Here is a 20,380-nt window from a genome sequence, read left to right as displayed (position 1 = left end):
GCCGGGACGGGCGGGATCATTGGGAGTTTTCCTCGACCCACCATGTCGTCAGGAAGGGCAAACCGTACCGTGGCGGGGTCTCGGGACTTCCGAACTTGTTCCAGTAGGCGATCCGATAGGTATCGGAATGCCAGTGCGGCACGACGTACCAGTTCCAAAGCAGGACGCGGTCGAGGGCGCGGGTTGCGGTTATCAGGTCGTCCCGATCGGTTGCGGCGATGATCCGGCCGATCAGCGCGTCGACCACCGGATCCTCGACGCCGATCAGATTGCGGCTGCCGGGCTGGTCGGCCACGTCGCTTCCCCAGAAGTCGCGCTGTTCATTGCCGGGCGACAGGGATTGGCGAAACGTCGTCGAAACCATGTCGAAATCGAAGTTGTCGATACGGGCCAGATACTGGGACGTATCGACGATGCGGATATCCATGTCGATGCCGGCCCGTTCGAGATTGCGGGCAAAGGGACTGGCGATCCGGTCGAGATTGGCCTGAACGAGCAGCAGTTCGAACCGGAACGGCTGGCCCGTTTCCTCGTTGACCAGCGTACCGTCGCGAAGAACCCAGCCGGCCTCTCGCAGCAGGCCGAGAGCATGGCGGACGTTGTCGCGGCTGCGGCCGCTTCCGTCGGTGGTCGGCGACTGGAAAGGTTGCTCGAAGACTTCCTCGGGCAATTGATCCCGGTACGGCTCCAGGATCGCCAGTTCCTCGTCGCTGGGCAGACCGGTTGCCGCCAGTTCGGAGTTTGAAAAGTAGCTGTTGGATCGCTCGTAAGCGCCATGGAAGATGGTTCGATTCAGGAATTCGAAGTCGAACAGATGATTGATGGCTTCGCGGACGCGGCGGTCGCTGAACACGTCGCGCCGGGTGTTCATGACAAAAGCCTGCATGCCGCGCGGGTCTTCCGTCGGTAGTTCTTCCAGAACGATGCGGCCGTCGCGCACCGCCTCGGTATCGTAGGCGGTGGCCCAGTTGGCGGCGGTGTTTTCCTGACGAAAGTCGTACCGCCCGGCCAGAAATGCTTCGAGCATCACCGCATCGTCGCGATAATAGTCATAGCGGATCTCGCCGAAATTGTATTGGCCGCGGGTAATCGGGAGGTCATCCGCCCACCAGTCCTCGACGCGCTCGTATGTGATCGATCGTCCCGGGTCGACCGACGCGATCCGATAGGGACCGCTGCCGAGCGGCGGTTCCAGAGTCGTCTGGGTAAAATCGCGGTCTTCCCAGTAATGCTGAGGCAGAACCAGCATCTGGCCCATGATCAGAGGCAGCTCGGCATTGTCGGTGCTGCCGAATTCGAACCGCACGGTGCGGTCGTCCGTTGCGGTGACCTCGGTCACATCCCCGTAATAAGACTGGTAGAATGGCGGTCCATCTTCGAGCAGGGTATTGAATGTCCAGATGACGTCGTCGGCGGTGATCGGCTCGCCATCCTGCCAGCGGGCTTCCGGGCGCAAGGTGAACGAGACCCAGGACCGGTCCTCGGGCACGGTCATTGATTCCGCAACCAGCCCATATTGCGAAAAAGCCTCGTCGTTGGTCGAGACGGTCAGGCTATCGTAAATGAGGCCGAGCCCGGCGGCGGACTGTCCGCGAATGATGAACGGATGCAGCGAATCGAAACTGCCGAACGCCGACATCCGGACCGATCCGCCGACCGGCGCATCGGGATTGACATAATCCAGGTGCTCGAAATCCGGTGCGTATTTGACGTCGCCGTGCATGGCCAGGCCGTGGGTCGTAACGGCGCCGTCGCTTTCGTTGCCGCTCTGGTCGCTGAGCGCGATTGACGGCGGCGCGGTCAGCGCGATGGCTGCCGCGAGCATCCAGGATGGCCGCCTTTGAATGCCGCGCCCTAAGCCGTATGCGTGCCGGCGTGATTGGCCGTTCATTTCGCCTGCCTCCCCATTGTCGCGCTCACCGTCTTTCGCATGCATGGCCTTCCCTGTGGCCGGCAACCAGAGGTTAGCCGTCGGTTCCGGAGCCATTCTCGTCATACCACCATGTCGGTTGAAATCCGATGCTGTTCGGCAGCCCGATCGAATAGTCCGGATGGGTGTCGGGCATGCCGAATTTGTCCCAGGCTGCGATGCGGGCGATGTCGGCCCCGAAAAACGGCACGACATGATACCCCCACAACAGGACCCGATCGAGCGCGGCACTCGCCGCCCGCAGATCTTCCGCGCTCCCGGCATCCACAACCTCGCGGATCAGGCTGTCGACGGCGTCGCTGGCGATGCCCATGTAATTCGCCGACCCTTCGACTTCCGCCGCTTCAGAGCCGTAATAGGAAAACAGTTCGGTGCCCGGCGGCGGAAAGAAGGTATAGGCAAGCACGGCGGTTTCGAATTCGCGTGACCGCATCCGCCGTTCCCACTGCGCCGGCTCCATCAGTCTTATCGAGACATCAATTCCGATCCGCTCCAGGTTGCGGGCATAGGGCTGAATGACGCGTTCCATCGTGCTGCTTCGAATCAGCACTTCGAATTCGAACGGCTCGCCGGATTCCGTATTCACGAGCTGCCCGTTTCGCGGCTCCCATCCGGCTTCCTGAAACAGCCGCAGGGCCTGGCGGGTTTCGGTCCGGATATTGCCGCTGCCGTCGGTCACCGGCAGTTCGAATGGCTCCTCGAACAGTTCCGGTGGCAGATCGTCGCGGAAGGGTTCAAGCAGTTCCAGTTCCCGCCCCTCGGGCACGCCCTCGGCACTGAATCCCTCGGCGTCGAAATATGTCTCCTGACGGACATACTGATCGTAGAAGACGTTCTCGTTGAGCCACTGGAAGTCGAACAGCCAGGTCAGCGCCCGGCGCACCCGCCGGTCTTCGAACCTGTCGAGACGATGGTTCATCATCAGGCCGTACATGCCGCCGATCTGACGTTCGGGAATTTCGTAGGTGACGATTTCGCCGCGATCGACCGCCGGACTGTCATAGCCGACCGCCCAATTCTGCGCCGAGTTCTCCCACCGGAAATCATATCCGCCCCCAAGAAACGCCTCGAAGGCAATCGTCGGGTCGCGGTAGAAATCATAACGTATGCGGTCGAAGTTATAGTGTCCCCGGTTGACAGGCAGATCGGCGCCCCACCAGTCGTCGACCCGCGCAAAGGTCATGCTGCGCCCGGTCTCGGTGCCGACCAGTTCATAGGGACCGCTGCCAAGGGGGATCTCAAGCGTCGAGGATCCGATATCCCGGTCGCCGTCCTCCCACCAGTGGCGGGGATAGACCGTCAGCCCGGCTATTCGGGCCAGCGGCTTCATTGAATCCGTGGTCGTGAACGAGAACCGGACGGTTTGGTCGTCCAGCACCTCGACGCCCTCGACATCGTCATAGAACGATTTCAGGAAAGGGCGGCCGACCTGCATGACCTGCTCGAATGTCCAGGCGACATCGTCGGCGGTGATTGGCTCACCGTCGTGAAAGACGGCCTCTTCGCGCAGGTGAAAGGTAATTGACGAGCGATCCGCCGGATAGGACACCGATTCCGCAATGAGGCCGTATACGACCCCGATTTCGTCCTGCGATCCGGTCATCAGACTGCTGTGGAGGAGTCCCAGATTGCGCGGCGAATCGCCGCCGAGCGGGACGGAATTCAGGCTGTCGAAAGTGCCGATAGACGACAGCACGATGCTGCCGCCTTTGGGTGCATCCGGATCGGCATAGGCAAAATGCTCGAAACCCGGGCCGTAACCCGGCTCTTCGAATTCGGACAGGTAATACGCACGGTCGACATCCTCAGCCTCGAAAACATCGGCCAGCGCGGCGGGTGTCGTGGTCGGGATGGCCACGAAGACGATCAAGGCGGCGGCCCGCGCGGAATTGGCGGCGTTGCAGCTTATGCCGCCCGCAGACGCCGGGCCGGTTTTCCATGGATTCGATAGGGGCAATCGGTTCATTGCGCGATCTGGCCTTCCCTGCTCGACTGCGATTGGGGCTCCAAGCCCAGTATGATTGATATCGGAGAGTGGCCTGAAAAGGGCAGACGATTACAAGACGCGAAATTTCTGCGACATTTGCCGAATGCCTCGCCGGATGCCCGAACGATCATTGCGACAGGATTTCCAGACACGGCGCCAGCAGTGATCGATCGCCCAATGCCAGAACCGTGCCGTCCGAACCCCGGCGCAACGGCGCCCCCTGCCAGTCGACAAGAAGACCGCCGGCCCCGTCGATGACCGGCACCAAGGCAGCAAAATCGTGCAGTTTGAGGCCGTTTTCGATCACGACATCGACAAATCCCGAGGCCAGCAAGCCGTAATTCGTGCAGTCGCCGCCATAAACCCTGACGGCACATTGATCGGCCACCGTGCGAAAAGCCCGATAGGCTGCGTCGTCGAACAGATCGGGCGCCGTTGTCGTAATGACGGCGCGCGCCAGCGTGGGGCACGATCGCGGCCCGGTCTCAACGCCGTTCAGCAGGGTCCGATGTCCGACAGCCCCGATCCAGCGGTCGCCCACGATCGGCTGGTCGATGACACCCAGAATTGGAACGCCGTCTTCAAGCAATGCGATCAATGTGCCGAAGGTAGGCTTGCCAGTCATGAACGCCTTGGTGCCGTCGATCGGATCGAACACCCAGACATAGGTGGCGTCGTCCCGTTCGGCGCCGAATTCTTCACCGATCATGCCGTGGTCCGGTCGTTCGGCCGCCACGATTCGGCGCATTGCCATTTCGGCGTCGCGGTCGGCGGCCGTAACCGGTGAGGCGTCGGCCTTGATATCGACGGGAAAGGGTGTCCGCCAATAGGGGCGGATCGCTGCCGCCGCCGCATCGGCGAGACGATCGGCCAGATTGATCAGGGCGTCGGGGCAGCGCGATGTGCCGGCGGGAAGCGAAGTCAAGGGCGGCCTCTCATTGCGGTGGCGCTGCGCGGATCTGCAGCGCGATTTCGATAGGCACTCTATCATCGGGCAAGATTAGCATTCCTGTCGCCACGGTTACGAGCTTATCGTGGGCTGGCGGGGCACCGCCTGCGTAACGGGTGCGGGAATCGGATATGACGCTCTACGATCTGAAACCGCGTTTTCAGGCAATGCTGCGGCCCATGGTCGCGCGGATGGCCGCAGCCGGGGTCAGGGCCAATCATGTGACCGTGGCGGCCGCGGTCCTGTCGGTTCTGCTGGGCGTGTGGCTCGCCGTGCTGGGCCAGCCGCATCCGCTGTTCATTTTGTTGCCGGTGTGGCTGTTTCTGCGCATGGCGATGAACGCCATCGACGGCATGCTGGCCCGGGAGTTCGACCAGGCAACCCCGCTGGGCGTCTATCTGAATGAAATCGGCGATATTGTTTCCGATGCCGCGCTGCTGTTGCCTTTCGCGGTGCTGCACGTTTTCGGTGCCTTCTGGGTTGGTCTCGTCATCGTCATGACCCTGGTCGCCGAATATGCCGGTGTGCTGGGCTGGGCCGTCGGCGCAGGGCGGCGCTATGACGGTCCATTCGGCAAAAGCGACCGTGCCCTGGTCCTCGGGTTGCTCGGATTGTGGATCGGGGTCGGCGGGGCCCTGCCGGTCTGGCTCTGGTGGATAATGCCCGCAATGGCTGTTCTGTTGCTGATGACGACGATCAACCGGGTGCGCGCCGTTACCGCAGGCGCCTCCGGAAATGAACAATGATGATTGCGCGATTTCTCGCCGCCGCGACCGCGAAACTGATCACGGCGATGGCTTGGGTCGTCACCGGTGTAACGGCCAACTGGCAGGGCTGCACGCCATCGGCCAGCCCCCGCGTGTATTTCGCCAACCACGGCAGCCATGGCGACTTCGTGCTGATATGGTCGGTTCTGCCGGCCTTGCTGCGCCGCCGGACCCGTCCCGTGGCAGGGGCCGATTACTGGCAGCGCGATTGGGTGCGCCGGTACATCGGAGCTTCGGTCTTCAATGCGCTGCTGATCGAGCGGGATCGAACGGGGCGCAGCACCGATCCCGTTCAGCAAATGACTGACGTGCTGCAGGCGGGATCCAGCCTCATTCTCTTTCCCGAAGGCACACGCAACACGACGGACGAGCGTTTACTGCCGTTCAGGGGCGGGCTGTATCATCTGGCCCGGCGATGTCCCGAGGTGGAATTCGTGCCCGTCTGGATCGAACACCTCAACCGCGTGCTGCCAAAGGGCGAAGTCATTCCCGTACCGTTGTTGTGTACCGTGACCTTCGGAGCCCCGATCCGGCTTTTGCCGGGCGAGGAAAAGTCGGCGTTCCTCGATCGCGCGCGCGACGGGCTTCTGGCGCTGGGAACCCGTTATTCGGAGCGGCATGTATGAGTGCGACACACCAGGCCGTGTGGCTGTTCGGCGGCATCGCCCTCACCCTGGCGGTTGCATCCGTGATCGGCCGCCGGCTGGCAAGGGCGCCCGGCGGTGACAGCAATCCCGCGGTTGAAAACCTCAACGCCCGGATCAAGGCCTGGTGGGTGATGGTCGCCTTCATCGCGGCGGCATTTCTGGTCGGGGAGGGCGGCGTGATCGTCCTGTTCGCGCTTGCGTCGTTTGCCGCGCTGCGCGAATTCCTGACGCTGACAGATACGCGCCGGGGCGATCATATGGCGTTGGCGGCCATGTTCTTCGTCGTCCTGCCGCTCCAGTACTGGCTGATATGGATCGAGTGGTACGGCCTCTATGCGATCTTCATCCCTGTCTATGTGTTCCTGCTGCAACCGATTCTCGTCTCGCTGCGGGGCGATACCGGCCGCTTCATGCTGCGGGTGGCCGAAGTGCAGTGGGGCGTCATGGTCACCGTTTATTGCCTGTCCCATGTGCCCGCATTGCTGACCCTTGAAATTCCGGAATTCGACGGCAACAATCTTTTGCTCGTCGCGTTTCTGGTCCTGGTTGTTCAGGCAAGCGACGTTCTGCAATATGTATGGGGGAAACTGATCGGCCGGCACAAGGTGGCTCCCACGCTTTCGCCCTCCAAGACCTGGGAGGGACTGGTGGGCGGTGTTGCCAGCGCGACCGCGATCGGCGCTGCGCTCTGGTGGATCACGCCGTTCTCCATCGCCGAGGCGGCCGCCATGGCGCTTGTCGTGACGATCATGGGCTTCTTCGGCGGTCTGGTAATGTCGGCGATCAAGCGTGACCGCGGCGTCAAGGACTGGGGCCGGATGATCGAGGGGCATGGCGGTATGCTGGATCGGCTGGATTCCGTTGTCTTCGCCGCGCCTGTGTTCTTTCACGCCGTGCGGTACGGCTGGACCATCTAGGAATTCTCGATCGGAGCCGGCAATTGAACGATCTCGACCTTATCATCGACTTGCATCGGAATGCCGAACGCCAGGGGCCCGGCGGCGACGATGAAACGCGACTTGCCGTCACGTTGTCTGGTCTGGGCGCAGCGAAAGGCCTGAAAATTGCCGACATTGGCTGCGGGAGCGGCGCCCCGACGCTCGTTCTGGCCCAAGCCCTCGATGCCTCGGTAACCGCCGTCGATTTTATTCCGGAGTTTTTGCAGCAACTCGAAATCGTCGCGGCTCAAGCGGGACTTGGCGACCGGATCGAGACGCTGGCAGGGTCGATGGACGCGCTTCCGTTCGAAGAGGACTCCCTCGACGCGATCTGGTCGGAGGGAGCGATTTACAGCATGGGGTTTGCCAACGGGATCAAGGCCTGGCGCCGTTTTCTGAAGCCGGGCGGTATCCTGGCCGTGTCCGAGCTGACCTGGCTGACGCATGAAAGACCCGCCGAGCTGCAGCAGCATTGGATGCAGGAATACCCGGAGGTGGATACCGCATCGGCCAAAATGGCGATTCTTGAAGAAAACGGGTATTCTCCTGTCGGATACTTCCCACTTCCGCCGCGATGCTGGCTGGAAAACTACTACCGTCCGATGCAAGCGCGCTTCTCGGAATTCCTTTCGCGCAACGGCAACTCCGAGGCTGCAGCCGCCATCGTGGCGGCAGAGGAAAATGAAATCGCGCTCTATGAACGGTATGCCGACTTTGTCGGCTACGGCTTTTATATAGCGAAGAGGAGCTGAGCCGCAGAGTAGTTCGAGGCCAATGGGTCTGTCTGGATCTGTTCCGTCCAGCCCAAGATTGCCGTCCACGATGCTCTCGCCGATCGGGATTTTGCTGCACTTGCGGGATAGAATGGGGCGGTGGCGGTGTCCGTTGTCCGTAGCCATGGCAAAGACAAAATGACAGAAACTGTTTCGTCCGAAAAAGCGGGTCACGCCGCCCGCGCGCCGCTGACCGAATCGCGCGGGGCGCCGGGCAAGGGCGACCGGGTGCTGGCGATCGATGCCGTCAGGGCGATTGCGCTGTTTGGCGTTTTGGTAATGAATCTGCGCGACATCAGCGGGCTGACGCTTCTCGGTCCCTATGAACGTGTAAGTCTTCAGACGCCGGTCGACGCTCTGGTCGAGGCGCTTTTGGAAATACTTGTGGATTGGAAGTCACTATCGGCATTTTCTTTGTTGTTCGGGATAAGTTTTACCCTGATTATTGAAAGTTGCCGCCGACGCGATATACCGACCGTCCCGTTTTATTTGCGGCGGCTGTTCGTTCTTTTTCTCTTCGGCATCCTGAATATTGCAGTATTCTTTTGGGGTGATATCCTCGTCACTTATGCCGTATTGGGGCTTGTCCTTTTGCCGGCGAGTTTCTTTTCACAACGCATCGTTCTTGCCGTTGCTGGCGGCCTGATCATCTGCACGCCGTTGATCCTGGCCATGTTCGGCGAGGTGCGGGGCGCGCTCGCCAGTCCGCTAAGCGATTTTGCGACGCTTTTCGGATTCAGCCAGTCCTCGTTCTGGGCGACAATTGGTGTGAACATCGATCGCTATCTGAATGCCGCAGGGGCGAGCACCGCCGTCGGTATATGGCGCTACGCGACCATCACCGGATTGTTTCTGCTCGGACTCTGGGTCGGGAGGGCCGGTATCGCCGGGAACGTAACCGCCCATCGTCCGCTACTGGCCCGGATCGCCGGCATTGCCTTGCCGATCGGGCTGTCGCTTTCCACCGTGGAATTTTTCGTGCCAAGCACGAGCCCATGGTCGATGGCGTTGCTCGTCGGAACGCCGATCCTTGCTATCGGCTATGTCGCCGTCGGGGCCCTGTTCCTTACCAGCGGGTGGGGCGAAGGATTGCGGGCCGTTATGGCGCCGGCTGGCCAGATGGCGCTGACCCTGTATCTGCTGGGCGGATTTTTCGGCGAAGCGATCTTCTACGGCTGGGGTTTCGGACTGCTGGCCTCGGTCGGGGACCTGGCCGTTCTCGCCATCACCATCGGCCTCTATGCCGGATTGGTGGCCGCCAGTCATGCGTGGTTGCGGCGGTTTCGCTATGGCCCGTTCGAGTGGGTGTGGCGCAGCCTGACCCATCTTTCCGTTCAGCCGTTGCGACACCCGGCATAACGCTCCACTCGGGTCACGGCTGTCCGGCCGCTTTGCTAGCGCAGCGCCACGGGCGTTTCTACGGACGTGCCGAGATCGTCGCACAGCATCGAGCCCAGTTCACTGTAGCCGCCCGGCAGAGTGGTGGCGAACATTCGGCAGACATTGCGTCCGCTGATATCGCGAATCGTCTCGCGATCGAACGGGGCGGGGCCGCGTTCCATCAGGGCGGTGAGTGTATCGAGCCGGCTGACTTCGATCAGCGGCGCGACAGATCCATCGAAATCCGACCCCAGCGCGACATGCCGCGACGGCTGCTGGCCGATGTCCTCTGCAATGGTCTTTATGTGGTCCATGACCTCGGGCAGACGCCAGATGCTGGGGCCGATCGCCTGTGGCCAGTAGCCGACGCCGATCAGGCCGCCGTTCTCGATGATCAGGCGGACATCGTCGTCGCCGAGATTGCGGTCGGGCCGGCACGGCTCCTCGCATTCGGCCCTGATTCCGGTATGCGAAACGGTGAAGGGCTTCTCCAGGATCTCCACCGCATCGTGAATGCCAGCCGGAGACATGTGCGCCAGGTCGATCGTCATTCCGAGATTCTGGGCCTCGGTGACGGCCGCACGTCCGTGCCCGGTCAGACCATAGGCCTGACAGCCTTCGCTCGATCCGCTGAGGGAATTGTCGAACCGGTGAACGGGTCCGAACAGCCGCACGCCGGCATCGTGAAGATCCCGGACGTCGGCTCTCACGTCGTCATCGCTCCGACCGCGTCCGCCGATCCAATGCGCACCCTCGATGCCGATGATACCGGCAACGATCTCTTCGCCGGCGGACCAGTCGGCCAGGAATGTTTCAAGGTCGTCGGCGGATTCGATCAGCCGCAGTTCCGGACCCTCGTATTCCAGGGATCGGGCGGCAGCGTCCTTGAACCGGTCTATCTGGTGAAAGGCCCGCGCCCGCAGATCGAAGGTCGGGCGGCCCTGCATCGCCGACAGCAACGTGTTCGCGTCCGGATTGCCGCCGTTGACGCAATCGCGCCACGGCGAACGGATTGGACTTTTCGTGACGATCGTGAACACCTGCATTGAAATATTGCCCTCGCGCATGCGGGGAATATCCGTATGCCCAAAGGTCGAACGCTCCAACAGGTCGCGTTCCCATTTCAACGTGTCGACGTGAAGATCGGCGACGAACATGGATTCATGAAAGGCGGTTTCATCCGCTGTCGGTTTCGGCGCCTCGGGGTCGAGGCCATAAGGGTTCATCATGCGATCGTATCGGCCCGCGAGGTAATAGAATGCGGACGCGTATTCCGAATAAACGACATAGCCGCCGTACCCAAAGCAAAGGGCAATCACGATCAATATAGCTTTGCGCAGCATCCACTCTCCCGACCGACCGCGATCTCTGCTGATTTATCCCAAATTCGCCAATTTGATCCTTGCTAGCGTCGATTTATGACGACAATGCAGTCGGAACACCGGTCAGCGTCCCGCCGACGCCTCTTTTCCGGATCTGGTCGGGATGCGCAGGGCTCGTGACGCCGTCAGGGCCCCCAGGGTAATCAGAAGCGCTGCCGCCGCGACCTGCCAGGTGAACACGCCATAGCCGAACAGGATAAGGATCACGGTCGACAGCAACGGCGCTGCATAGCTCAGCACGCCGAGAAGCTGGATGTTGCCCCGCTTGACCCCGATGTCCCAGACATAGAACGCCGCGCCAACCGGCATCAGGCCGAGGCCCAGCACGGCTGCCCATTCTCCGCCGCCGCGTGGCCAGACGGTCGTCTCCAGGGCCAGATGAAAGGGGACCGACAACAGCGCGGCGGCGGCGCAGAATCCGACGACCGCGCCGGTTGGCACGGTCGCATTGCGCCGCGACAGGACGGAGTAGCTGGACCATGTCAGCGCGCAGGCGACGGCCGCCAGATAGCCGGCGCCGTGACGCGCCTCGAACGAAAGCGAGGCCCCGCGCGTCACGATCAGGGCGGCCCCGAGAAACCCCAGCAGCCCACCAGCAATGTGGAACCAGCGCAATCGTTCGCCTGGGAGGGCGGCAGAGAATATCACGATCAGCAGCGGCCAGAGATAGGCAATCAGGCCCGCCTCGATCGGCGGTGCGTTGCGCAAGGCCGTAAAATACAACGCGTGATAGCCGAAAAGGCCAACGACGCCGAGCGCCCAGACGCGAAGCGGCTGGACGAGGTCGCGCCAGCGTCCGGTCATGGCCATCCACAGAAAGCCGACAGCCGTACCGACGGCAAAGGAAAGCGCATTGAGCTGGAATGGTGGTACGGCACCGGACGCGGCGGTCAGAATCGCCAGCAAAGCCCACATCAGAACCGCTGCAAAGCCGATCCAGGTGGCGGTATTCGTGGTCGCCCCCGTCACGGCGGATTTGTCCATGGTGGCCCGACCCTCCGTGAAAACCCGCGAGTATGCTTCGGGTGCTATCGGCTTATTGTCACGAAAAAGGGGGACGCCCCAGTGCCTGGCGCGCCCCCCGGAACGACCGTTTCCCCTGCGGATGGCCGGAAAGACGGGTCAGCCGTTGTTCTGGACTTCGGTCTCGTCTGAACCCGGGTCTTCCGCTTCCGAACCCTCGGCACCGTCGTTGGTTTCGCTGGCGTCGGTTTCGCCGCCACCGGCATCTTCGGCTTCGCCTTCGCCACTTTCAGCGTCGTCAGCCGATTCGGCCTCGACCTCGTCCGCACTCGGAAGCGGCAACGGGTCGCTGCTTTGCTCGTTCATCCAGGCGATCAGATTGGCCCGATCCTCGGCGTCGCCCATGCCCGCATAGGACATGTTGGTGCCCGGCAGATAGCCGCGTGGATTTTCGATGAAGGCATTCAGATTCTCGAATGTCCACTCGCCGCCTTCGTCTGCCCGCGACTGCACGGCAGAAGAATAATTGAAATCGGCCGCATGCGCCATTGCACCGCCGACGACGCCCCAGAGATTCGGGCCGACGCGGTTGGGTCCCCCTTCCTCGAAGGTGTGACAGGTGGTGCATGCCCTGGTCAGGGATTCACCGGCCGACGGATCGGCGCTGGCAAGCAGCGGCCGAACATCCGGCAATCCTTCCGGCTCCTCTTCGGCCGGTGCTGCCGGCCCGGATTCGGTATCGATTTGCAGTTCGCTGAGCGCCGGCTGCTCCGGGGCGACAAGCAGATCTGCGATAAAGCCTGCAGCCATGGCAATAATGCCCGCCAGCAACACCGAGGCGAAAATCTTATTCAGTTCCATACCGGACTGGACCCTTGTTCCTGGATGCGGGGCTTGAGTGGACTGACCGGCGTAGCCCCAGGATTCATTTTACGCCCGGATTTCTATGCGGTCTGGCACGTCAAGGCAAGTCCCCCGCGACGTCCGCGCTGCATTGACGCTTGACGCGTGATGGGAATTGCAGGCAGTGGACACCTGCAACGATGGTGGAACGCCTTGTCATGAGCCGCTGCTGTGTTCTGATTCCCGCCCGGCTTGCGGCGTCGCGCCTGCCGGGAAAACCGCTCGCCGACATCTGCGGCGAGCCGATGATCGTGCATGTCATGCGCCGGGCCGAGGAGGCCGATATCGGCCCCGTGTTCGTCGCCTGCGATGATCGGCGCATCGCCGATGCGGTCGAGGCGGCCGGCGGCCGAGCCGTCCTGACCCGGGCCGATCTGCCCAGCGGATCGGATCGGATCAACCAGGCGCTTGAGATCATCGATCCTGACGGGACTTTCACTGACGTCGTCAATCTGCAGGGCGATCTACCGACCATCGATCCTGCCGTGGTCGGCGCGGTTCTGAGACCATTCGAGAATACAGCCGTCGATATTGCCACGATCGCGGCGCCGATCGTCGATCCGGCGGAACGTGAAAATCCCAATGTCGTCAAGGCCGTGGTCGAGGCGGCGCCCGGAGCGACAGGCGGAAGGGCGCTTTATTTTTCGCGAGCAACGGTGCCGACGGGATCCGGCCCGATGTATCATCATATCGGCATCTACGCTTACCGGCGGGATTCTCTGCGGCGGTTCGTTGCCGCGCCGCCCGGCCATCTTGAGCAGCGCGAACGGCTGGAACAACTCAGGGCGCTGGGAATCGGCATGCGACTGGATGTTGCCTTCGTCGATACCGTCCCGATCGGTGTCGATACGCCGGCGGATCTCGACCGGGTGCGTGTGCTGCTGGACCCCCGGCACCGAATTCCGACATAGCGCGTTCGGGGGCGGATAGAATGGCCAGGTTGAAAAGCGGTGTTGAGTTCGAACGATGAAAAGCATGGATAGCAAAACGAACGTCATTTCGTTCCAGGGCTGGGCCGGAGCCAATTCCGACATGGCCTGTCGGACGCTCTATCCCGGATACCAGACGCACGCCTGTCCCACGTTCGAGGAGACGATCGGCGCCGTTGAAGAAGGGCGTGCCGATCTCGCGATGATACCGATCGACAACTCGGTCGCAGGGCGTGTCGCCGACATTCATCATCTGCTTCCGCATTCCAGTCTGCACATCGTCCGGGAGCATTTTCAGCGAGTGCGCCATAACCTGCTGGCCCGACCGGGGACGGGTCTGGCCGAAATCCGCGAGGTTCACAGCCATGTCCATGCCATCGGCCAGTGCAAGGAGTTTCTGCGCGCTCATGGACTGACGCCCGTGGTCCATGCCGACACCGCCGGCGCGGCACGAATGATTTCGGAATCGGCCGAGCCCGGACGTGCGGCCATCGCATCGACGCTGGCTGCCGAGATCTACGGTCTTGAGGTCCTGGCAAGCGATATCGAGGACGCCGAGCACAACACCACGCGGTTCGTTGTCATGGCGTCGGAGCCGAAATGGCCCGAGGCCGGGACGGCCGGCCTGTTGACCAGTTTCGTCTTCGAGGTGCGCAGCGTACCGGCTGCCCTCTACAAGGCCCTCGGCGGTTTCGCAACCAACGGCATCAATATGACAAAGCTGGAAAGTTATATGGTCGAAGGACGATTTTCGCAGGCACAGTTCTATGCTGACGTCGAAGGGCATCCCCAGGATCCGCCGATGCGCCGTGCCTTCGAAGAATTGGACTTCTTTACCAAGTCAGTGCGCATCATGGGTGTCTATCCTGCCCATTCATTCAGATCCGATCCCAGTCAGACGACGGACGCGGCGGATTGAGCGACCGGAGTGATCTGATGATCGGCCGGAGGTCAGGAACGCGGAGGACATGCCGTTGACGGAGATATTCGTCATGGACGGCGATCCGGCCAGCGATATCGCCCGATGGGGCGGGCGGCGGGGGAGCCAATGGGGCGGGCCGTCCGGTGGCAACACCGAGGCCGCCAGCGAGCCGCCCGATCCGGCCGGACTGTCGGCGGGGCCGCTGTCGCTGCTCGACGTGCTGATGTCCGACACCGATCGGCTGCGCGCGGTGCATGACGCATATATTGCCGCCGGGGCCGACATTATCACCATGGCGACCGCGCCTTTGACGCCGACCCGCCTTTACGATCTGGGTCTTGAAAGCAGGCTCGACGATCTGCTTCTCACGGCCTGCGGGATTGCGTGCGCCGCGCGCGATGCGGCCTCCAGGGAGATCCGCGTTGCGGCGTGTCTCGGGCCGCTGGTGGCCGATACGCGGCGCTACGAGGGACCCATAACTGAACTGATTGGGGTCTACGAATATCTGCTGCACATGATGGCGACCGAATCCGATCTGATTTTCTGCACCGGCATGACGTCGGTCCGCGAGGCCGAGGCCGCGGCGCTGGCGGGGGCCATGACCGGGCGGCCGGTGTGGCTTTGTTTCGCTGTCGACGACAGCCGCCCGGCAGCGCTGGCCGGTGGCGAGCCTCTGGCCGACGCCATCGCTGCCGTCGAAGGGCTGCCCGTTGACGCGATCCTGTTGCAGTCGGCGGACGCGGACCGGCTGGCACCTGAATTGCGACGTCTGGCACCCCTGGCGGATACGCGTTTCGGCGGCCGTGCCGGTGTCGACGGCGACGGGCCTGCCGCGTTTCCCGTCGGTCCGGCTGCGGCGCCTGATGCGTATGGGTACTGGATAGAGGATTGGCTGGATGTCGGCGCGTCGATCATCGGCGGCGGCCCGGCAACGACACCGGCTCACACGGCCCATGCCCGGTCGCTGATCGATCTGAGGCCGAACGCGCCGTTCCGATCGTTGCTTTGACCAGTGGCATCGAGTTGTCGGCAGGTCATGTGCCCGTTGCCGGTCTCTCTCGAGGGGGCGCCTGGCGATACGTGATTAGTGGATGGTCTTTTCAAGCACCCAGAGCTCGACCTCAAGCCGGGACTGTGCTGGACATTTTTCCGGATGATAATGCCGATAGACGCGGCTGGCGACGTCGAGCGCCACCATTTCCGGTGCGCCGCTGCGCCTCATGCCATCATAGGCTTGAGCGACGGCGGCCCGGCACCGGCATTCCTTTTCGCCAAGCTGTTTTTCGTGGCACATGGTACCGTCCTCGTCCCAAACCGGGCTCAATCCGCACCGGGTTGAAAACGTCCCGGCGGTGGGCATGATACCTGACGCAGCAGAATTGCCCCGGCAATGATCATCGTGCCCGATCCTGTCTTGTTACACTATAACGCGCGCTCAGAAAAGTGCTCATGAAATTTGCCGGTCACTTTCCCGGCTCTCCCCTGCGTTTTGCGCCGCCACGAGGATGGGTCGCAGCGTGCAGTTCCAGCAAGCGGGCGTCATCGACATCGGTATAGCGTTGCGTCGTCGAAAGCGACGCGTGGCCCAGCAGGTCCTGGATCGTGCGCAGATCACCGCCAGAGGCCAGCAGATGGCTGGCAAAGCTGTGGCGCATGGCGTGCGGTGTCACCGAATCCGGCAATGACAGTACCTCCCGCAGCCGCCGGACCTGTCTCTCCGCGACGCCCGGATTGAGCCGTCCGCCCCGAAGGCCGACGAAAAGTGGGCTTTCCGGTGTTCGGGCAAAGGGCCTTGCGTGCAGATAGACATCCACCCGCCGTGCAATGGTCTGCAGCAGCGGGACCACGCGTTGGCGGCCGCCCTTGCCATCGACGACGAGGTTGTCGGATCCGGAGAAGGCCCGGCAATCGAGAGCCAGAGCCTCGCCCAGGCGCAGTCCGGCCCCATACAGCAGGCTGAGCAGCGCAACGTCGCGCTGGCCGATCCAGGCGATCCGTGACAGGCAAGGAGCCTGATCGATGGTCTCCAGTGCATCCGCGACAGTCAACGGGCGGGGTAGCGGCGGCTTGTGGCGCGGGGTCGTGAGGGCCGCGATGGCCGGATTGTGAAGAATGCCGCGGCGGTCAAAATAGAAGAACAGGCTTCGTATGCCGGACAAACCGCGGGCCCGGCTGGCTGCGCCCAGACCGCTGCCGGCCTGCCGGGCAAGATACGCCCTGAAATCGGTCAGCGACAGACCAGCCAATGTCGCCAGGGAGGGCTGGCAGCCGCGATAGGCCATGAGGAATGAAAGGAATTTTCGGCAGTCGCTGCAATAGGCTCGAACCGTATGGTCGGCGTACTGCTTTTCCGTTGTCAGCCATCGACGCCACTGCCCGAGGGCGGCGGCCAGATCCGGTGCCGCGACGTCCGGGGCATACCCGGCCGAATCGTCGCTGCTCTCTCTGGTCGATGGGTGTGAGGCGGGATTCTGCGATGCGGAAGTGCGTTCATCCGTTGGCGGGGCCGGGGATTGGGCCGGGGATTGGGCCGGTGATCGGGCCGGGGGAGGCGCGGCCCGGCCCGTCATTCCGGCAGGTCCAGCCACAGTCGTATGCACCGCTCCATGATCCGCGCCAGAAAGGCGGTCAGGTCGGTGCGCATGCCGTCCTGAAACATGTCGGGTTCGCTCGACCCGAGGGCAAGAAGGCAAGGCGGTGTCTGGGAGGAAACCGTCAGCCGGATGAGCGCCTGGCTGCGCACCTGCTTCCCGGAATCGCCATACAGATGTTCATCGCCGCCGATTTCCGATTGCAGGAGGATTTCCTGCCCTTCCAGCCGATTATCGATGAAATCCGGCGGGACGACGCGGACGCCGGGGGCGTCGACATGCGGTTCGCTATCATTGCCGCTCCGCTCGATGATGAGGGCGGCCATGTCAAGGTCGAGCATTGCCGGCAGGTCGTTCGCGATCGTATCGATAAGCCGCTGAAAGCTGTCGGCGTCGAGCAGATGCAGCGCCGCAGAATGGACCCGGTTCTGTATCGTCAGATTGGCCCGCGATGCGCTGATGATACCGCGCTGCTGTTCTTTCAGGCGGGTCACTTCGTCCCGGAGCCGCTCCAGCATCACATGGCGAAGATCGACAACACCGTCAGATTTCGGGGCTTCCGGCGGCCGGATCTTCAGCAGCATGTCCGGATTTTCGTCCAGGAAACCGGCCAGAAAGTCCGGGTTGCGCCGCAGAAAAAAGCCAACGGCCTCTTCGGTGGACAACGTCGAGCCCGTTTCAGCCTGCCTGGCGACGCCTTTGCCGGCCAGCCCGTTCTCCGTGCTTCCCCCATCGCCGCCCCCTCCGTTGCTGACGGATTGGCCGCTGGAATTGGGGTCGGCATTGCCGCCGCTCGGTGATTTCGCCTTTTCGCTCACGATCGTCGCCTCGTCCCAGCCGTCGGGTTCCATCCAGACAATGAACATCCTGGCGGCGGTCACGGCAAGGGTGTTTTTTGCTTCCATGGGTCGTATCGCTGAAAAGGTGGCGGTTAGGCATTCCTCTGGCGCCAGACGCGTGCCAGTGTCCGCCCATGCCGGATTCCGTTCTCCGAGGCCGTCACCGATGATCGACTCCCCGCTATTCGATAGTTGCCCGGAAAGCAGTGGCGTGAGCGTTTCGGTGCTGGTCGCTGCCCCTCTGCCGCGCGCCTTCGACTATCGTGTGCCCGATGGCATGGCCGGCGTCGACGGCGGCATCAGCCCCCTTGCCAGCGGCACCGTCGTCGTCGTGCCGTTGGGTCGGCGCGAAGTGGTCGGTGTCGTCTGGGGGCCGGGAAGCGACGACGTGGCCCCGGGCCGGCTCAAGGATATTGTCGCCGTTCTGGATCTGCCACGGCTGACGCGCTCGTTCCGTGCATTTATCGATTGGGTGGCGCGATATGTCATGGCGCCGCCGGGGTCGGTGCTCCGGTTGGCGATCGGCAGTCCGGCGCTCATGGATCCGCCAAGGCCCATAACTTTGTATGCTTTGCCGGAGGAGTCGCCATCGCCCGATGGCGAGGCCAGCGACGTCGGGGGCGTGCGGCTGACCGCTGCGCGCCGACGCGTTCTGACCGCAGCGGCGGGTCTGCCGCCGTTGACCGCGAGCGATCTGGCGGCGGAAGCCGGGGTCGGGGCAGGGGTCATCAAAAGCCTGGCTGATCACGGACTGCTGCAGCGACTCGTCCGGACGCCCCAAAGCGCGGTTGAGGGCCCGCCAACAGATCTGCCGCCGGGTCCGGAGCTGGGCCCGGATCAGCAAGCCTGCGCCGATGCCCTGGTCGAGGCCGTAAGGCGTCGCCCGGACCCCGCCAGCGCCGATAATGCCGGTGCCGAGGATGAGGCTGGCTTCCAGCCCTTCGTTCTCGACGGGGTCACCGGCTCCGGCAAGACAGAGGTTTATTTCGAGGCGATTGCCGAAGCCGTGCGGCAGGGACGCCAAGCCCTTGTCCTGTTGCCGGAAATCGCACTTTCTACACAATGGCTGGAGCGCTTTCGCCACCGATTCGGTTTCGATCCCCGCGCCTGGCATTCCGAAGTGACCAGCGCGCGTCGGCGGGAGACGTGGCGCGCGGCCGCCGCAGGAACGGCGTCCGTCGTGGTCGGGGCACGTTCGGCCCTGTTCCTGCCATTGCCGAAACTCGGCCTGATCGTGGTCGACGAGGAGCATGACGGCGCGTTCAAGCAGGAAGACGGCGTCGTCTACAATGCCCGCGATATGGCGGTCGTGCGTGCCAAGATGGTCGGCTGTCCGGTCGTTCTGGCCTCCGCGACCCCCAGTCTTGAGACGCTCGGCAATGCCAGGGCCGGGCGATATCGTCACCTCGTGCTGCCCGACCGGCACGGGCAGGCGGTATTGCCTCATGTGGAGACCGTCGATCTGCGGCGCGACAGGCCGCCGCGCGGCCGCTTCATCGCGCCCGGCGTCGTCGACGCGATCCGCGAGACCATGGCCCGCGAAGAGCAGGCGATGATATTCCTCAATCGCCGCGGCTATGCGCCCTTGACGCTGTGCAGCGCCTGTGGACATCGGCTCGAATGCCCGAATTGCACTGCTTGGCTGGTCGAGCACCGGCTTTCCGGCCGCCTGATGTGTCACCATTGCGGCCATTCCAGCCGGTTGCCGCCGAAATGCGAAAGCTGCGGCGCCGAGGAAAGCTTCGTGCCCTGCGGTCCGGGTGTCGAGCGCATCGCCGAAGAAGTCGCCGATCTGTTCCCGGATGCGCGCTCGATTATCATGGCGTCGGATGTCATTCACACAGCGGCACAGGCCGCTGATATGATCGCCAGGGTCCAGTCACGGGATGTCGATCTGGTCATCGGCACCCAACTTGTCGCCAAGGGGCACAATTTCCCCCTGCTGTCACTGGTCGTCGTCGTTGACTCCGATATCGGATTCGAGGGCGGCGACTTCAGGGCCTTCGAGCGGACCTATCAGCTACTCAGCCAGGTCGGCGGGCGATCCGGCCGGGCCGAGACGTCAGGAACCGTTCTGTTGCAGACAAGGGCTCCCGAGCATCCCGTTATCGCCGCCCTTACCAGCGGTGACCGTGACGGATTTCGCGACGATCTGCTGGAGGAGCGGCGCCGGCACGGATTGCCGCCCTTTACCCGCATGGCCGCCGTGATCGTTTCCGGTCCCGATGCAGCAACCGCAGACAGAGTTGCCCGGGATCTCGGCCGGACGGCGCCGGCTGGCGATCCGGCGGTGTCCGTCGTCGGTCCGGCGCCAGCGCCCCTTGCTCTGTTGCGCGGCCGGCATCGCCGCCGACTGCTTATGACCGCCGACCGCCGGGTGCCGATTCAGCAGGTTCTGAACGACTGGATCGGCAAGGTCAGCGTTCCGGCTTCGGTAAAGGTCACCGTCGATGTCGATCCTTACTCATTTATGTGATCCC

General features: G+C 63.0%; 18 protein-coding genes. 9 read left to right on the top strand and 9 right to left on the bottom strand.

Translation table 11 applies throughout. The annotated features are described in order from the left end of the window. Positions 1-16: 16 nt before the first annotated feature. From ABZ728_RS18480 to ABZ728_RS18470, 3 genes are all read right to left on the bottom strand, one after another. Complete coding sequence (locus tag ABZ728_RS18480; protein WP_366657735.1) at positions 17-1,891, bottom strand: extracellular solute-binding protein; 1,875 nt, start codon at positions 1,889-1,891, stop codon at positions 17-19. Between the two features lie 73 nt (positions 1,892-1,964). Beyond that, positions 1,965-3,896 carry an extracellular solute-binding protein gene (locus ABZ728_RS18475; RefSeq protein WP_366657734.1) on the bottom strand — a complete coding sequence of 644 codons (1,932 nt, stop codon included), beginning with the start codon at positions 3,894-3,896 and terminating at the stop codon, positions 1,965-1,967. A 148-nt stretch (positions 3,897-4,044) separates the two neighbouring features. Continuing rightward, on the bottom strand, positions 4,045-4,842 hold the full coding sequence (locus ABZ728_RS18470; RefSeq protein WP_366657733.1) for an inositol monophosphatase family protein: 798 nt from the start codon (positions 4,840-4,842) through the stop codon (positions 4,045-4,047). A 155-nt stretch (positions 4,843-4,997) separates the two neighbouring features. On the opposite strand from ABZ728_RS18470, the gene ABZ728_RS18465 reads away from it, so the two are divergent. The 5 genes from ABZ728_RS18465 (at position 4,998) to ABZ728_RS18445 (ending at position 9,350) form a co-directional block, all read left to right on the top strand. Beyond that, the gene (locus ABZ728_RS18465; RefSeq protein ID WP_366657731.1) at positions 4,998-5,612 is read left to right on the top strand and encodes a CDP-alcohol phosphatidyltransferase family protein; all 615 of its coding nucleotides are present in this window, start codon (positions 4,998-5,000) and stop codon (positions 5,610-5,612) included. Further along, the gene (locus ABZ728_RS18460) at positions 5,609-6,259 is read left to right on the top strand and encodes a lysophospholipid acyltransferase family protein (RefSeq protein ID WP_366657730.1); all 651 of its coding nucleotides are present in this window, start codon (positions 5,609-5,611) and stop codon (positions 6,257-6,259) included. The genes ABZ728_RS18465 and ABZ728_RS18460 overlap by 4 nt, the downstream gene beginning before the upstream one ends. Then, positions 6,256-7,197, top strand: a complete 942-nt coding sequence (locus ABZ728_RS18455) for a phosphatidate cytidylyltransferase (protein ID WP_366657728.1) — start codon at positions 6,256-6,258, stop codon at positions 7,195-7,197. Before ABZ728_RS18460 ends, ABZ728_RS18455 begins: the two co-directional genes overlap by 4 nt. A gap of 23 nt (positions 7,198-7,220) precedes the next feature. Next, positions 7,221-7,970, top strand: coding sequence for a class I SAM-dependent methyltransferase (locus ABZ728_RS18450; protein ID WP_366657727.1), 750 nt, complete (start codon positions 7,221-7,223; stop codon positions 7,968-7,970). Between the two features lie 159 nt (positions 7,971-8,129). Continuing rightward, positions 8,130-9,350, top strand: coding sequence for a DUF418 domain-containing protein (locus tag ABZ728_RS18445; protein WP_366657726.1), 1,221 nt, complete (start codon positions 8,130-8,132; stop codon positions 9,348-9,350). A gap of 35 nt (positions 9,351-9,385) precedes the next feature. On the opposite strand, the gene ABZ728_RS18440 is transcribed toward ABZ728_RS18445, so the two are convergent. The 3 genes from ABZ728_RS18440 to ABZ728_RS18430 all read right to left on the bottom strand — a co-directional run bounded on the left by ABZ728_RS18440 (position 9,386) and on the right by ABZ728_RS18430 (position 12,577). Continuing rightward, a complete protein-coding gene (locus ABZ728_RS18440) occupies positions 9,386-10,714 on the bottom strand; it encodes a membrane dipeptidase (RefSeq protein ID WP_366657725.1) in 1,329 nt (442 codons plus the stop codon). 102 nt (positions 10,715-10,816) lie between these two features. Next, positions 10,817-11,737, bottom strand: coding sequence for a DMT family transporter (locus ABZ728_RS18435; protein WP_366657724.1), 921 nt, complete (start codon positions 11,735-11,737; stop codon positions 10,817-10,819). A gap of 138 nt (positions 11,738-11,875) precedes the next feature. Further along, the gene (locus ABZ728_RS18430) at positions 11,876-12,577 is read right to left on the bottom strand and encodes a c-type cytochrome (RefSeq protein WP_366657723.1); all 702 of its coding nucleotides are present in this window, start codon (positions 12,575-12,577) and stop codon (positions 11,876-11,878) included. Between the two features lie 200 nt (positions 12,578-12,777). Between ABZ728_RS18430 and ABZ728_RS18425 the strand changes: the two genes are divergently transcribed. The 3 genes from ABZ728_RS18425 to ABZ728_RS18415 all read left to right on the top strand — a co-directional run bounded on the left by ABZ728_RS18425 (position 12,778) and on the right by ABZ728_RS18415 (position 15,479). Then, a complete protein-coding gene (locus ABZ728_RS18425) occupies positions 12,778-13,530 on the top strand; it encodes a 3-deoxy-manno-octulosonate cytidylyltransferase (protein ID WP_366657761.1) in 753 nt (250 codons plus the stop codon). Positions 13,531-13,594: 64 nt separating this feature from the next. Next, complete coding sequence (locus tag ABZ728_RS18420; protein ID WP_366657722.1) at positions 13,595-14,467, top strand: prephenate dehydratase; 873 nt, start codon at positions 13,595-13,597, stop codon at positions 14,465-14,467. Positions 14,468-14,516: 49 nt separating this feature from the next. Continuing rightward, on the top strand, positions 14,517-15,479 hold the full coding sequence (locus ABZ728_RS18415) for a homocysteine S-methyltransferase family protein (RefSeq protein ID WP_366657721.1): 963 nt from the start codon (positions 14,517-14,519) through the stop codon (positions 15,477-15,479). 75 nt (positions 15,480-15,554) lie between these two features. Here the strand turns inward: ABZ728_RS18415 and ABZ728_RS18410 are convergent, their stop codons facing one another. The 3 genes from ABZ728_RS18410 to ABZ728_RS18400 all read right to left on the bottom strand — a co-directional run bounded on the left by ABZ728_RS18410 (position 15,555) and on the right by ABZ728_RS18400 (position 17,966). Continuing rightward, positions 15,555-15,764, bottom strand: coding sequence for a hypothetical protein (locus ABZ728_RS18410; RefSeq protein WP_366657720.1), 210 nt, complete (start codon positions 15,762-15,764; stop codon positions 15,555-15,557). Between the two features lie 169 nt (positions 15,765-15,933). Beyond that, positions 15,934-17,040: a tyrosine recombinase XerC gene (locus ABZ728_RS18405; protein WP_366657719.1), complete on the bottom strand. Its 1,107-nt coding sequence runs from the start codon at positions 17,038-17,040 to the stop codon at positions 15,934-15,936. Continuing rightward, complete coding sequence (locus tag ABZ728_RS18400; protein WP_366657718.1) at positions 17,037-17,966, bottom strand: DUF484 family protein; 930 nt, start codon at positions 17,964-17,966, stop codon at positions 17,037-17,039. The genes ABZ728_RS18405 and ABZ728_RS18400 overlap by 4 nt, the downstream gene beginning before the upstream one ends. A gap of 145 nt (positions 17,967-18,111) precedes the next feature. Between ABZ728_RS18400 and ABZ728_RS18395 the strand changes: the two genes are divergently transcribed. Beyond that, positions 18,112-20,376, top strand: coding sequence for a primosomal protein N' (locus tag ABZ728_RS18395; RefSeq protein WP_366657717.1), 2,265 nt, complete (start codon positions 18,112-18,114; stop codon positions 20,374-20,376). Positions 20,377-20,380: the final 4 nt, after the last annotated feature.

The organism is Fodinicurvata sp. EGI_FJ10296 (assembly GCF_040712075.1).
Classification (GTDB): Bacteria; Pseudomonadota; Alphaproteobacteria; order DSM-16000; family Inquilinaceae; genus JBFCVL01.
This window is presented reverse-complemented; position numbering and strand designations above follow the sequence as displayed.